We start from the raw sequence: 14,280 nt of genomic DNA on the forward strand, positions 1-14,280 counted from the left end.
CAATTGTACAAGTTTATTTGGTTAATGGTTTTTGGTTCGTTTTTGCCCAAACAAAAATGATTGCCCGTCCCTGTCTGCCGACAGGCAGGTGGCAGGACAGCAGAGAATTAGAAGTCTTCGTAAGAACACTATGATGTTAAGAACAAGTTTTCTAATCAAAAACAACAATCCCCGATATTTATCATCAGACCCTATCATAATGAAAAAGGTCTCTCTACCTTTGCGGCTTCAAAAGCAGGAATATATGATTTCGATAGATAATGTAGCGGTAGAGTTTAGTGGAAGAACACTTTTTAGTGATGTCACTTTCAATGTCAATGAAACTGACCGAATAGCCCTTATGGGTAAAAATGGAGCGGGTAAGTCAACGCTTCTTAAGATTATTGCGGGAGTAGATAAACCAACTCGCGGTAAGATTTCTACTCCAAATGACGCCGTGATTGCTTATTTACCGCAGCATTTATTAACAGACGATACCAGTACCGTTTTTGAGGAAACGTCTAAAGCTTTTTCGGAAATACTAAAGCTTAAAACAGAAATGGACGAGCTGAATGGACAGCTAGAAACCAGAACAGATTATGAGTCGGACGAATACATGGCCATTATTGAAAAGGTTTCTGATATAAGTGAGAAGTATTATTCTATAGAAGAGGTAAACTATGACGCCGAAATAGAGAAAACGCTTCAAGGTTTAGGTTTCATGCGGTCAGACTTTACTAGGCCAACCAGCGAATTTAGTGGAGGTTGGAGAATGAGAATTGAATTGGCTAAAATACTTCTTCAAAAGCCAGATTTGATACTTTTAGATGAACCTACCAACCACATGGATATTGAGTCTATTCAGTGGTTAGAAGATTTCCTGATAAATAGTGCTAAAGGAGTTATTGTGATTTCTCACGATAGGGCTTTTGTTGATAATATTACTAATAGAACTATTGAGGTGACCCAGGGCAAAATTTACGATTATAAAGTAAACTACAGCCACTATTTGCAGCTAAGGAAGGAAAGATTAGAGCAGCAGCAAAAACAGTTTAATGACCAGCAAAAGGAGATTGCCGATATTCAAGGTTTTATAGACCGTTTTAAGGGAACATATTCCAAAACACTTCAGGTGCAGTCTAGGGTGAAGATGTTAGAGAAAATGGAGATTGTGGAGGTTGACGAAATTGACACTTCTGGTATTAGTATTAAATTTCCTGCGGCACCCCGTTCTGGAAATTACCCTGTCATAGCTGACCAAGTCAGTAAGTCTTATGGCGATAATCTGATTTTCAAAGATGCCAATATAACCATAGAAAGAGGTCAAAAACTGGCTTTTGTGGGTAAAAATGGGGAAGGAAAATCAACCATGGTCAAAGCCATCATGGGAGAGATAGAATATGACGGAGAACTAAAAGTAGGGCATAACTGCCAAATAGGCTATTTCGCTCAAAATCAAGCTTCCATGTTAGATGGTGAGCTTTCTGTTTTTGATACCGTTGATAATGTAGCGGTAGGGGAGATTCGCTCTAAAATTAAAGACCTTTTAGGTGCGTTTTTGTTTAGTGGTGATGATTTGAACAAGAAGGTGAAGGCTCTGTCTGGTGGTGAGAGAACAAGGCTTGCCATGATAAAATTGCTTTTAGAACCAGTCAATCTTTTGATTTTGGATGAGCCTACTAATCACCTAGATTTAAGAACAAAAGATATTCTTAAAGACGCTCTTTTAGCGTTTGAAGGAACGGTAATTCTAATTTCTCACGATAGAGATTTCTTAGATGGTTTAGCCACAAAGGTGTTTGAGTTTGGGAATAAACGCATCAAAGAACACTTTGAAGACATCAATGGCTTCTTAAGAAATAAGAAAATGGAAAACTTGAGTGATATAGAGCGTAAGAACCAAGCTTAATATCGTAAACTAAACTGTTTAACCTTTGGCATATCCTTGACCTTTACCTCTAATTAAATAGGAAGGTAAAGAACCATTAGAATTTGCAGAACAAAGTATATTAGAAAAGGGATGGCCAAATATCCCATGACATCTCTGGCCTGAATCTTTAATCCCGCACCCATAATAGGCACCACTATCAATAAGAAAAATGGTTGAAGCAGATTAGTTAAAGCTTCGCCATAGGCCAAAGATAGAGAAGCCCTTGCAGTCATTTCTGTCAATTGAGCCTCAGATAAGCCTGCCCCGATTTGATTCACAGCCTCTATGATGGATGGCCCTATAACCGCAAATTCACCGCCACCAGAAGGAATAGCAAAGTTCACAATACCGCCCAAGACATAAGCGTAAAAAGGGTAGTTATCTGATGTTGCAATATTTGCAATGGCCTGTCCTAAAGCATCTCCTAGTCCAGAATAGGTCATGATTCCCATTATGCCGGCATAAAAAGGGTATTGATATAAAATACTTGAGATATTGGTGGAAGACCTTTTCATGGAGATGCTATATCTCATGGGGGTTTTATGCAATAGCATTCCTAGCATTATGAAGAAGAATATCATAATGTTCAGATTAAGGTCTAATCCCTTAGTATAAAAATGATAAACAACATAGGAGAGCCCCATGAAAACAATGATATATTGAATGATAAAAGTATTATTCATGAAGTCTGAAAATGACTTTTCTGGTAGCTTTAGGTCTTCGGCTTCTTGCGAAATGCTTTTATTGAGTGCTTGTTCTTCTTTTCCTAATTCATCAATTATGTCTATGCCTTTTTCTTTTTTTGGTGCAAGCCAAAGCATTAGAAATGGTCCTAAAAGAACAAACAGTGCTATCATGCACATGTTAATAGTAGAGCCTAGTGTTAATGATGTTGGTAGTATCTTATCCAGTATTCCAGCTTCTATTAGAAAGTTTTTTTCTGTATTTAAAAGGAGGGGGACTGAGCTAGACAAACCTGATACCCAAGAAATAGAAGAAAAGTAAACACATGCAATTAAGTAAGCATAATTTACTCCTCTTACCCTTAAAGCTAATTCTCTGCCCAGTAAAGCAGCAATAATTACCCAGCCCCAACTTACTAGACCAGCCAGCATACCAAATACAACTGTGATAAAGTAAACTTGCTTAGGTGTTGAAATGTAATTGGCCACTTTATCTATAGCTCTAGATGAAAAAGGCGATAGAGCAATACTGTAACCTGTTATGATTAATAAGACCATTTGCATACCAAAGGCAAGCATAGACCAGAAACCATCATACCAAGATTGAATGATTTTAAGAGGGGTGGCTTCCACCCAGAAAAAGGCAGTAATTGATGTTATTAGGGTTAAGACCAGTGCAAAAACGAATGCATCTGGCATGTTCTTACGAAATATATCCGTGAACTTTTCTCCGAGTCTTGAAATCATATTTCAATAGGTAATTTTCTGTTTTTAAGGCTATTACCTGCTAAAGTACAATTTTTTGATTCTTAAAATGGAAAAAGAACCAACGTTGTCAATATCGCCAAGCCAATACTCGGCTGATTTTATTACCAGTCGCCATTTCTATGACTTTAACCTCTTTAGCTTCTAACTTAGTTAGGAGCTTTTTTAATGGCCTGATATTATCTTTTTTAGAAACCAAAGAAGTAAACCAACCTACTTGCCTAGTGAAATGCCTACTTTCGTAAATCATGTTAGTCAAAAAAGCTTTTTCACCACCTTCACACCAGAGTTCGTTGCTTTGTCCGCCAAAGTTGAGTAGAGGCTTTTTGTTACCAAGGTTTTTCGTCTTTCGTAAACTTCCTAGTCTTGCTTCTTTTTCTGAAGCATGAAAAGGTGGATTGCATATACTTACATCAAAGTACTCATCAACGCCAAGTACCTCTCTAAATATAAATCTAGGATTTATCTGACGTCTAAGTTCTATTCTACCTCTTAGTGCATCGTTATTATTGACAATTTTAAAAGCCACTTCCAGAGCTTCTTCGTCAATATCTGTTGCCACAAAACGCCAGTTATATTCCGCTACGCCGATAATGGGGTAGATGCAATTTGCCCCTGTTCCTACATCAAGACATTTGATTTGCTTATCATCATCAGCTCCAATTAAATCTGCTATATAATGTATATAATCGGCTCTTCCGGGTACTGGAGGGCATAAATAGCCATTTGGAATATCCCAGTAATCAACATAATAATGGCTTTGCAGCAAAGCCTTATTGAGTAGTTTTACAGCTTCAGGGTTTGAGAAGTCTATGGTTTCTGAATCGTATTTATTGACAAAAACATGCTCCTTTAATTCTGGGAGAACTTCTGTTAAAACGGTGAAATTATATCCTTCGTTATGCTTGTTTCTGGGGTGTAACTCAGATTTTACAGCTAGTTTGGAATTTGGCATGTTTCTAATCTACGTCAATTTTAGCTTAAAGCCTTCATGTGATTGGGCAAAACCCAGTTTTTTATAAAATGAGTGGGCTTTGTCTCTGTTTTTATTAGAGGTTAGTTCAATTAAACAAGCACCTCTTTCCTTTGATTTAGCCACTGCCCATTGAATAAGTTGCTCTCCTATTCCATGACCTCTTCTTACTTCTTTAACTATAACGGCTTCTAGCAATGCCACTTTTCTAGCATGTCTAAAGAGGTATTGTATAATGCTGAGATGTAAGCTTCCTACCACTTCTCCATTATCTTCTATCACCATCAAATATTGATTAGCATCTTCAGAAATAGTGTTAAATGCTTCCAGATAGTTGGGCGATAATTCAGGCTCGTTCTTTTCTAATCTAATGGAGTTTTTATCCGTAGCCCACATGGCTATGATAGGCTTAATATCTTCCTTTTTTGCTCTTCTAATTTCCACTAGTCAAAGTATTTAGAAGTTCTAAATTGGTTTTACAATGAATTGGATGCACAAAATCAGGAGCAATATTGGCCAAAGGCTCTAAAACAAAAACTCTCTCCGAAATATAGGGGTGGGGTACTACCAAATTCGGTGTATTGAAATACCAGTTATTAAAATACAGGATGTCAATATCAATCACTCTACTAGCCCACTTTTCTGTTCTGGTACGTCCTAGTTTTGCTTCTAAAGCTAAAACCTTCTCAATTAACTCAAGAGGAAGAAGTTCTGTTTCAATTTGGACAACAGTATTAAGGTAATCGGGCGAATCTGTTTTGCCCCATGCTTTTGTAGAAATGGTAGGGGCTACTTTTATAACTTTGCCTAAACTTCTTCCTATATTATCTATAGCGTTTGAAATAGAAGTTTCTCTATCCCCTAAATTAGAACCGATGCCTAAAAACACCTGATACATCAAATAGTCTTTTGGGTCGAAAGTTCCTTTTTCAAAGCCCCTAATTCCATGATGAAATTTGGGTCTTTTTCGGTGGCATTTCCTACCACTATTATATCTGCACCGGCTTGATAAGCACTTTTAGCTTTTTCTATAGTATTGATGCCACCACCTACTATAAGTGGGGTTTCTATATTGGCCTTCACGGCCTCTATCATTTCTAAGCTTACAGGGGTCTGAGCTCCACTGCCAGCATCTAAATAGGTTAATTTAAGACCTAACATTTCGCCAGCCATAGCCGTAGCCACTGCTATATCCGCCTTGTCATTAGGAATAGGCGTAGTGTTGCTTATGTAAGAAGCAGTAGTTTGCTTTCCACCATCTACCAATAAATAGGCCGTTGGCAAAATTTCTAAATTAGACCTTTTAAGAGCTGGAGCCGACAATACATGCTGACCTATCAAGAAATCAGGGTTTCTACCAGACAAAAGAGAAAGCAATAAAATACCGTCAGATTTACTATTTACATGTAGGCTGTTTCCAGGGAAAAGTACGTTTGGGATGTTTTTTACATCGTTTAATTTAGAAAGTACCATATCCATGTTGTCAGAGCTAATAAGACTTCCTCCCACCAGAAAGAGGTCCACTTTAGCTCGAATGGCATTTATAATAAGGTCGTTTAGAGAAGCTTCATTAACCTTATCTGGGTCAATAAGAATAGCCAAACCTTTGTGCTTTAAACCCTTTATGTTATTAAGAATCTTGCTCACTCTCTTCTTCGTTTAAACCTTCTAAATAATCTGTTAGTTTACTTTTAGCCACTGCCAATAATATGCTAGAAGCAGCACCTTTTAAGGCTGATGAGAATATAGAAGGGCTTTCTGCTTCAGTTGATATTTCTTGGGTTTCGTCCTCATCTTCAGTGAAAAGTTTCATTAGCGAATAACCAGCCACTATAATTCCGCCTATAACTAGAGCATCTTTACCAAGATTTTTAAATCCACCGGCTTTTGATTTCAAGTCTTCCGTGAAATCGTTTATCTGCTTATTGAGAGCTATTTTCTTTTCGTTTCTATTCACAGTCTTAGCTATTTCGTAATAAAAACAAAAATACTAAAAAGGGAGTATAAGAGATTTACCTTTGGCAATTATATAGATTCTGATTCTCTTTTTAGGCTGAGAAGTGGTTTTGCAAACTCAAAAATTAATAAAGCAAAGAAAACTACCTGACTTTCAACACACCATTTTGTAGTATCCAATAGTTTCGGTCTACAAAGTGGTGCACTATTTCTTCAATATTGACATTTGAGTCAAAAGTTAATTCTGTAAGCTGTTTAGGAAGTTGTTTTGCTAGTTCGGCTCCTAACTTTTCAATGTTTTGAATTCGTAGGATATCCTTTTGTTTGCTTTGACAGATATCACATTCGTCGCAGTCTATGGCATTTTCTTCCCCAAAGTAATCTTGCAGCTGTGTCATTCTACACCTTCTATAGCCTGATACGTAACTAATCATTCTTTCAATAGCTGCTTTTTCACTTTTCTTTTTACGGGCTATTTCAGAATGGTTTAGAGGTAATTTTTCTGCATCGTACCTTTTACCAAGAAAGCTTATTGTCGGCTTGCCAGATTGCTGGAAATAGCTACCAATGTTTAGCTTTTCTAGCCTTCTAAGCATTCGTTCTACTATTATTTTCCCGGCTCCATAGGCTTTAGATATTTCACTTTCAGAAATGATTGATGGATTTAGAAAGAGCTCGCCACCGTAAATGCGGAGCAATGTTTGGGTGAATTTTTCTAAATCTCTATTTTTCTCTTGAAGCTCTCCCAGCTCAAAACTACTTACCAAAAACTGGAATTTAGACGGAGCTTGGTAAGAATCATTCATTTCAATAATGCCTTGATTTTCAAGCATTTTTAAGCCGTAGTAGGTCGGGATAGCCTTTAGCCCAAAGGTGCTTTGAAAGTGAAAAGCGTCAAACTCATAATATTGCTCTGGTACCGAACCATATGCCAGCTTATAAAAATTACAAAGCGATTGGTAGAGTTTTATTATGGCCTCCATCGGAGGAAAAGCCTGTTCTAAATTAAATTTTAACTTTTCAATGTCTTGACCATTATATAATAGAAATACAGAAGATGCTGCCCCATCTCTTCCTGCCCTGCCAATCTCTTGATAGTAAGACTCCATATTTTCAGGAATGTGAAGGTGAAAGACTGAGCGAACGTCAGATTTGTCAATCCCCATTCCAAAGGCATTAGTACTCACTATAACTTGTGTTTTATTCTGAATCCAGTCCTCCTGTTTTTTGAAACGAAGTTCATTTGACAGGCCAGCGTGGTAAAAATCAGAAGATATGCCACAATTTTTAAGGAAGAAAGCGACTTCTTGGGTGTCTTTTCGGGTTTTGCCGTAAACTATGCTAGAGCCTTTAGTCTTAGCAAGTAAACCAGCCAGTTCTAAATTTTTGCTGTTTGATTCATGAGCGTAAATGGCAAGGTTGCTTCGTTTGAAGCTCATTTTAAAAACCTCAGGCTTTTTAATTTGAAGTTGTTTTAAAATATCCTCTTGAGTCTCTTTGGTGGCAGTGGCGGTTAATGCAATGAGTCTTGCTTTTGGGCAATATTGCTTAAACTCCTGGATTTTTAAATAGGAGGGTCTAAAATCATGTCCCCATTTAGAAATGCAATGGGCTTCATCTATTACCAAAAGGCTTACGTTCATCCTCTTGGTTCTTTCTATCATCATCTCTGTTAATAACCTTTCGGGAGAGACGTAAAGGAACTTGTAATCGCCTAGAACAAAATTATCCAAGGTTCTGTCAATGTCACTTTTATGCATGCCAGAATAAATGGCAGCAGCTCGAATGCCTCTATTTTTAAGCTGACTTACTTGGTCTTTCATCAGGGCAATGAGAGGTGTAATTACTATACTCACACCGTCTAAAATCAAACCTGGAACTTGAAAACATAAAGACTTACCACCACCAGTTGGCATTAGTGCTAAGGTGTCTTTTTTCTCTAAAACAGAAGAAATTATTTCAAACTGAAGTGGTCTAAAGGAATCATATTGCCAATATTTTTTAAGAATATCTTTCGGAGAAGTCATACCTTTTGCCTGCCGATTACGTATTAGAATTAAGAAGTGGCATAAAAGTCATGAAATAAATGCTATTGTAGCCAATCAAACGGTGAAATATCATTTATATTTACCAATATAACCTATCCTGTACTACAAATATGAAAAGAAAAGTTTTATCTGTTTTAATCGGATTTATTTCTCTTACAGCTTTTGGTCAGCAAAAGTTTACCGATAGAGAATTTAAAGCCAAAATGGAATGGAAGAAAGGTAATGAAGTGGTTTGTCCTGCGAGCCACATTGATGAAAATACCTTTAGAGATATTCCTATTGAAATTAAACAAGCCATTGCGGCAAAGAATAGGTTAAGACCAGCAGCTACCAATGCTGCTAAATTTGATGTACTCTATGACCCAGAAATGCCAGAAGTAGCTCAAGAAGCTTTTCAGAGAGCAGTGGATATTTGGTCTGAGCTTTTAAATTCAGAAGTAGAGATTAATGTGATTGCATTGTGGCAAGACCTTGGGCCTAGTGTTTTGGGTTCCGCAAGTCCAGGAACTTATTACAGGAATTTTTCAGGAGCCGAAAAAGCTAATACTTGGTATCCTATTGCATTAGCAGAAAAAATGAGTGGTCAAGAACTTAACTCACCTGAAGATTTCGATATTGTAGCTCGTTTTAGTTCTGCACAAAACTGGTACTATGGTACCACAGGAACACCAGCCGTAGGACAGTTTGATTTTACTTCAGTGGTTTTACATGAGTTATGTCATGGTTTAGGTTTTGTAGGTTCTTTAGGTGTAGAAGGTACCCAAGGTTATTATGGATTAGGTACTGACATTCCGGTAATTTTTGACACTTTCGTTCAAAACGAGAAAGACCAGAATGTGGTTGATACTACGCTATTTCCAAATCCATCAACTGCATTGAGAAATGAGCTTATTTCTGAAAATCTGTTTTTCAATTCGCCTATGGCAATTGAAAAAAATAATGGAGATAAAATCAGTTTATACGCTCCTACAATTTTTGATTCAGGGTCAAGTATTTTTCACTTAGATGATAATACATATCCGGCAGGAACCATAAACTCTTTAATGACTCCTACTGCGGGAATTAGAGAGATTAATTATGATGTGGGGCCAATAGTGATGGATATTTTCACGGATATGGGATGGAAAAGTTCATCCATTATTCATTCGCCAGTTAAGGATATTGCTTCAGCTACAGAAGTCCCTATCAATGTTACTATTTTTTCGGATACTACTTTAGTAGAAGGTTCTGCTATCTTAAACTATGTATCTATTGATTCTGAAACAGGTACAATCGAGGATAGAGACGCTGGTCTTCTTAATCCTACTCAAATTCCTTTAGTTAAAGGAGATGGCAATAGTTATTCTGCTGTTATTCCAATTACAGACCCAACTTCTTTCATCTTTTACTTTATAACAGCTTCGGATAATTTAGGAAATAATATGAGTAGCCCACCGAATGCCCCAGAGCTTTATTGGCTATTTGAAGTAGGAAGACCTGACGAAGCTGGTCCGGTAATAGAGTATTATCCTCCTACTATTATTTCTTCTGGAAACGCAGTGAACTTTGTAGCTAATGTAGAAGATGATTTTCAAGCTGGTGTAGATACCGTTTATGTAAATTATACAATAAATGGAGTAGACCAGGCTCCTTTTGGTTTAAGAAAGTATAATGCTGCTACTGATGCTGAGTTTTCTCAAGGTGGGGCTGATGATATAGCCTACATTATGCCTGAAGGGATTCCTGCATTGGAAGATAACGACGTGGTAACATTGAGTATGACAGCCATTGATAAAGCAGGGAACATTACCACTATTCCTACAACTACGGGAGGAACAAGCTTTGACAGTCCAGTGGTTTCTGACGTTTATGAGTTTGTAGCGACCACGCTTTTAGAAACTATTTCAGAAAATTTCTATGATTTTGAGGAAGATGATGATGCTTTTGCTACTACGGGCTTTAATATATTGACACCATCTGGCTTATCTAATGGAGCTTTACAGACTGAAAGCCCTTATAAGAATGGTTTAGGTTTATATGACCCTGTATTTGGAACAGTTGCACTACCTTTTGATTATAATGCCATAGCACTTTACAGACACCCTATTTTAATTAGCACAGATTCGGCAACCATTAGCTTTGATGAAATAGTAATGGTAGAAGGTGGTGAGGCTGGTGTTGAATATGGTGATGAAGGGTTTTGGGATTATGTAATAGTGGAAGGTTCTTTAGATTACGGAGGCTCTTGGTTTTCATTAACTGATGGTTATGATTCTAACGCTGATAACGCATGGTCTGAATTATTTAATGGCTCTCTAACTCCAGCAGATGCAGAAGTACCGACTTCCAACGGAATCCCATCACCAGCTTTGTACAGAACTAGAGAAATTAATATTTATGATGCCTTGTTACCTGCTGCTGCAGGTTCGGAAATGCTTTTAAGGTTTAGGCTATATGCTGACCAATGGGTAAATGGTTGGGGCTGGGCTATTGATAATTTATCAATACAAAAACCAGCACCAAAAGCTTTAGCTTCAGAAGCTGCTCTATTCGATATGACTTTATCTCCTAACCCTACGGTTAATCACATAGATGTGAAAGCAAGAATGGCTCAAGCCACAAAAGCTAAAGTAGAAATATTCCAGATAAATGGTGTGAAGGTTTATGATAGAGATTTAGACTTAGAAGATAATGCTTTAGAGCATAGAATTGATACACAAACGTATGATGCGGGTTCTTACATTGTTAAATTAAAAACAGAAGAAGGCGTACAGTCTAAAAGGTTTGTGATTAACAGATAGGATATTCTAAACAACTATTAAAGGAGCTTTTACTCAGGTAAAAGCTCCTTTTTTGTTTTAGACTTTCTTTTTTTGCCAGCGGTTTGTCTTAAAATAAACTACTGCAGATATGGCAAGTATAAAATCGGCAACGACAATGGATACAAAAACTCCAGTTTCTCTCCAACCTACTTTTTCTGCTAAGTAGTAAGCAAGCGGAATTTGAATAAACCAAAAGCATACTAAATTAAAAATAGTAGGAGGGAGCGTATCGCCAGCACCATTAATAGCTTGGGTAATGACCATACCCAAAGCAAAAATAATATAGCCCGAGGCTAGTATTTTCAAACAACTAACACCTGTTTCTACTACCTGGGGCGTGTTGTCAAAAAACATAATAAAGGGCTTGGCAAACAGAAAGAAGAAAATGGCAATGAACGTCATAAAGGCCATATTCATATAAGCGATAGTCCAAGCCGATTTGACAGCTCTTTCCGCTTTACCGGCTCCTAGGTTTTGACCTACAAGGGTGGCACCAGAATTAGCTAAACCCCAAGAAGGTAAAATGGTAAAGATGATTATTCTTAGAGCTATGGTATAGCCCGCAATAACCTCGCTACCATAAATCGATAGGATTCTTACCATAAATACCCAGCTCGCAGATTGAATCAAAAATTGACCAGTACTTCCAGCGGCTATTTTTAAGACATTGACAATTATCGTCTTTTTTGGTATAAAGCCTTTCAGTATTAATTGAAGTTTACTACTGGCATTGGTAAGAATATAAAGTTGGTATAAAACACCTACCGTTCTACCAATCATAGTTGCTATGGCAGCTCCCTTAATACCCAAGCCCATTACTGGAATGAACAAATAGTCAAGAGCTATGTTTAGCACATTGGCAATAATTACAGACTTCATAGCTAGGGATGCACTACCAGCCCCCCTTAAAGATCCACTTAAAGTAAATAAAAGTATAATGATAGGCGAACTAAGAAATTGGATTCTTGTGTACCAGTGGCCTTCTTGAACTAGTTCTTCGGAACCACCCATAAGGCGGAGTATGTCCGTAGAAAAATAATATCCGAAACTGGCTATGATTAAACCTAGCGAAACGGATATTAAAATAACATTAGCTAAGGCCAAGCCAGCTTTCTGGTTATCTTTTTCACCAATTCGTCTGGCTAATACTGCCGCCGCTGCACTGCTTAAACCCCATGCCATGGAGTATATAATGGTAAGAACGGATTCCGTAAGCCCTACTGCTGCTACGCCTAAAGTACCTACATAGCGTGCCACAAAAAATGCATCTGCTAAAGCAAAAGATGCTTCAAAAAACATCTCTATTACCATAGGTACTGATAATAAGAAAATGCCCTTGTTAATGCTTAAAGAGGTATAGTCTCTTTCTTCGTCGCCTTTGAGGGCGTCTTTAAATAATTGAATGTAATTTGACATAGAAATGATTGTTCTTTCAGAAATTGAAGAAATTTTTCAGGGAAAATAGAACACCAAAAGAGCTGGTGTTAGCAAACAATCAAAGTAATCATGGGCGTAAAATTTTGCACAAAGTAAAGTGATTTTAATTTAATGGGGAAATAATTGCTCTAGAACTTACATTTAACACTTTGTTTTTAGAAATTTAAAACTTGTCAAAATACGTTTAAAGGAAATTAAAGCCTAATAAGGTATATATTTGAATTTAATTCTAATCAACAAATAAATGACCAAGCCCCAAACCTCTATTTCACTCTTTCAATCCTTGATTCCCGTCGTCATTCTGGTGGCTATTTTAGGTTTTAATGTTTACGTTTTTGGAGATAATGCCCTTTCAGGGTCAAATCAATTTGCATTACTTTTGGGTGGAGCAGTTGCTGCAATAATTGGTTTTACAAAAAAGATATCGTTTGAAAAAATGCTTGGGAATGTAGCCAGTAATATTGAAACTACTTCAGGAGCTATTTTGATTTTACTTTTTGTGGGAGCACTTTCAGGAACTTGGCTTATTAGCGGAATTATACCTGCCATGATTTATTATGGATTAGAAATATTGAGCCCTTCTATTTTTTTACCTGCCTGTGTGGTTATATGTTCTATAATATCTGTGGCTACCGGAAGTTCCTGGACCACCACGGCCACGGTAGGTATAGCTCTAATTGCTATTGGGGGCTCTTTGGGCTTTTCATTAGGCATGGTGGCAGGTGCTGTTATTTCAGGAGCATATTTTGGCGATAAGCTTTCGCCAATGTCTGATACCACTAACTTGGCTCCAGCTATGGCAGGGACAGACCTCTTTACACACATAAAGTATATGCTATTTACTACCGTTCCTAGTATAGTGATAACCATAATTCTTTTTACAATTATTGGCTTAATGCAAAGCTCAAAAGGCAATGTAGATGTGTCTCAAATGCAGGAGGCTATTACCACTACTTTTGATATTAATGGTTGGTTGTTTTTAGTACCAGCCTTGGTTATTTTCCTAATTGTTAGGAAAACGGAGCCCTTAATTGCACTCTTTGTAGGAACTATGGGGGGAGCACTATTAGCCCTAGTATTTCAGCCAGATATTGTTGTCAAAATTTCAGGAGAAGGTCAAATGTCTTTTGTGGCGGCATACAAAGGAATTATTAATGCCATATCAGGCCCTGCGGGTATAGATACCTCAAATGCTGAGTTAGTAGATTTATTCAAATCAAAAGGAATGGCAGGTATGTTAAATACCATTTGGTTAATCTTATGTGCTATGACATTTGGTGGTTTTATGGAGGCCATAGGTGCTTTAGATAAGATTTCTAGTTCTTTGCTGAAAGCGGCCAAAAGTGTATTTGGTTTGTTTGCGAGTACAGTTGCCAGTTGTTTAGCGTTAAACCTTACGGCATCAGACCAATATTTAGCCATTGTGGTACCCGGCAAAATGTTTAAAAATGCTTTCAAAGAAAAAGGTCTTGCTCCTGAAAACTTAAGTAGAACTTTAGAAGATAGTGGAACCGTAACTTCTGTTTTAGTACCATGGAATACCTGCGGAGCTTACCAGTCAAATGTACTTGGTGTAGACACCATGGCTTATATCCCCTATGCTTTCTTCAATATTATTAGTCCTTTTATGACACTTTTCTTTGCGATGTTTAGTCTCAAGATAAGAATGATTTTGGACAAAAAATAATTGCAAAACACCCTAAGTAAA

11 protein-coding genes are annotated in these 14,280 nt (G+C 37.3%); 3 read left to right on the plus strand and 8 right to left on the minus strand.

Annotation, left to right across the window (positions count from 1 at the left end; translation table 11 throughout):
• The first annotated feature begins 244 nt into the window (after window positions 1–244).
• On the plus strand, window positions 245–1,888 hold the full coding sequence (locus AADJ06_RS21280; protein WP_341228605.1) for an ABC-F family ATP-binding cassette domain-containing protein: 1,644 nt from the start codon (window positions 245–247) through the stop codon (window positions 1,886–1,888).
• 53 nt (window positions 1,889–1,941) lie between these two features.
• Here the strand turns inward: AADJ06_RS21280 and AADJ06_RS21285 are convergent, their stop codons facing one another.
• The 7 genes from AADJ06_RS21285 to AADJ06_RS21315 form a co-directional block, all read right to left on the minus strand.
• Window positions 1,942–3,339, minus strand: a complete 1,398-nt coding sequence (locus AADJ06_RS21285; RefSeq protein WP_341228524.1) for a TIGR00366 family protein — start codon at window positions 3,337–3,339, stop codon at window positions 1,942–1,944.
• A gap of 88 nt (window positions 3,340–3,427) precedes the next feature.
• Entirely contained in the window at window positions 3,428–4,312 is an 885-nt protein-coding gene (gene rlmF, locus AADJ06_RS21290) for a 23S rRNA (adenine(1618)-N(6))-methyltransferase RlmF (RefSeq protein ID WP_341228525.1), read from the minus strand.
• Between the two features lie 9 nt (window positions 4,313–4,321).
• The gene (locus AADJ06_RS21295) at window positions 4,322–4,774 is read right to left on the minus strand and encodes a GNAT family N-acetyltransferase (protein WP_341228526.1); all 453 of its coding nucleotides are present in this window, start codon (window positions 4,772–4,774) and stop codon (window positions 4,322–4,324) included.
• Complete coding sequence (folK, locus tag AADJ06_RS21300; RefSeq protein WP_341228527.1) at window positions 4,764–5,228, minus strand: 2-amino-4-hydroxy-6-hydroxymethyldihydropteridine diphosphokinase; 465 nt, start codon at window positions 5,226–5,228, stop codon at window positions 4,764–4,766. Before folK ends, AADJ06_RS21295 begins: the two co-directional genes overlap by 11 nt.
• Window positions 5,228–5,977, minus strand: a complete 750-nt coding sequence (locus AADJ06_RS21305; RefSeq protein WP_341228528.1) for a geranylgeranylglyceryl/heptaprenylglyceryl phosphate synthase — start codon at window positions 5,975–5,977, stop codon at window positions 5,228–5,230. The genes folK and AADJ06_RS21305 overlap by 1 nt, the downstream gene beginning before the upstream one ends.
• Window positions 5,961–6,287 carry a hypothetical protein gene (locus tag AADJ06_RS21310; protein WP_341228529.1) on the minus strand — a complete coding sequence of 109 codons (327 nt, stop codon included), beginning with the start codon at window positions 6,285–6,287 and terminating at the stop codon, window positions 5,961–5,963. The genes AADJ06_RS21305 and AADJ06_RS21310 overlap by 17 nt, the downstream gene beginning before the upstream one ends.
• Window positions 6,288–6,429: 142 nt before the next feature.
• The gene (locus AADJ06_RS21315) at window positions 6,430–8,313 is read right to left on the minus strand and encodes an ATP-dependent DNA helicase RecQ (RefSeq protein WP_341228530.1); all 1,884 of its coding nucleotides are present in this window, start codon (window positions 8,311–8,313) and stop codon (window positions 6,430–6,432) included.
• Window positions 8,314–8,444: 131 nt separating this feature from the next.
• On the opposite strand from AADJ06_RS21315, the gene AADJ06_RS21320 reads away from it, so the two are divergent.
• The gene (locus AADJ06_RS21320; protein ID WP_341228531.1) at window positions 8,445–11,114 is read left to right on the plus strand and encodes a T9SS type A sorting domain-containing protein; all 2,670 of its coding nucleotides are present in this window, start codon (window positions 8,445–8,447) and stop codon (window positions 11,112–11,114) included.
• Between the two features lie 57 nt (window positions 11,115–11,171).
• On the opposite strand, the gene AADJ06_RS21325 is transcribed toward AADJ06_RS21320, so the two are convergent.
• Window positions 11,172–12,551: an MATE family efflux transporter gene (locus AADJ06_RS21325; protein WP_341228532.1), complete on the minus strand. Its 1,380-nt coding sequence runs from the start codon at window positions 12,549–12,551 to the stop codon at window positions 11,172–11,174.
• 265 nt (window positions 12,552–12,816) lie between these two features.
• Between AADJ06_RS21325 and nhaC the strand changes: the two genes are divergently transcribed.
• Complete coding sequence (gene nhaC / locus AADJ06_RS21330; protein ID WP_341228533.1) at window positions 12,817–14,259, plus strand: Na+/H+ antiporter NhaC; 1,443 nt, start codon at window positions 12,817–12,819, stop codon at window positions 14,257–14,259.
• The last annotated feature ends 21 nt before the right edge of the window (window positions 14,260–14,280 follow it).

It is taken from the genome of uncultured Arcticibacterium sp. (assembly GCF_964021845.1).
Lineage (GTDB): Bacteria > Bacteroidota > Bacteroidia > Cytophagales > Spirosomataceae > Arcticibacterium.

Coding starts and splice junctions, on each gene's coding strand:
- AADJ06_RS21280 (WP_341228605.1), top strand. CDS start 245: ATGATTTCGATAGATAATGTAGCGGTAGAGTTTAGTGGAAGAACACTT.
- AADJ06_RS21285 (WP_341228524.1), bottom strand. CDS start 3,339: ATGATTTCAAGACTCGGAGAAAAGTTCACGGATATATTTCGTAAGAAC.
- rlmF (WP_341228525.1), bottom strand. CDS start 4,312: ATGCCAAATTCCAAACTAGCTGTAAAATCTGAGTTACACCCCAGAAAC.
- folK (WP_341228527.1), bottom strand. CDS start 5,228: ATGTATCAGGTGTTTTTAGGCATCGGTTCTAATTTAGGGGATAGAGAA.
- AADJ06_RS21315 (WP_341228530.1), bottom strand. CDS start 8,313: ATGACTTCTCCGAAAGATATTCTTAAAAAATATTGGCAATATGATTCC.
- AADJ06_RS21320 (WP_341228531.1), top strand. CDS start 8,445: ATGAAAAGAAAAGTTTTATCTGTTTTAATCGGATTTATTTCTCTTACA.
- AADJ06_RS21325 (WP_341228532.1), bottom strand. CDS start 12,551: ATGTCAAATTACATTCAATTATTTAAAGACGCCCTCAAAGGCGACGAA.
- nhaC (WP_341228533.1), top strand. CDS start 12,817: ATGACCAAGCCCCAAACCTCTATTTCACTCTTTCAATCCTTGATTCCC.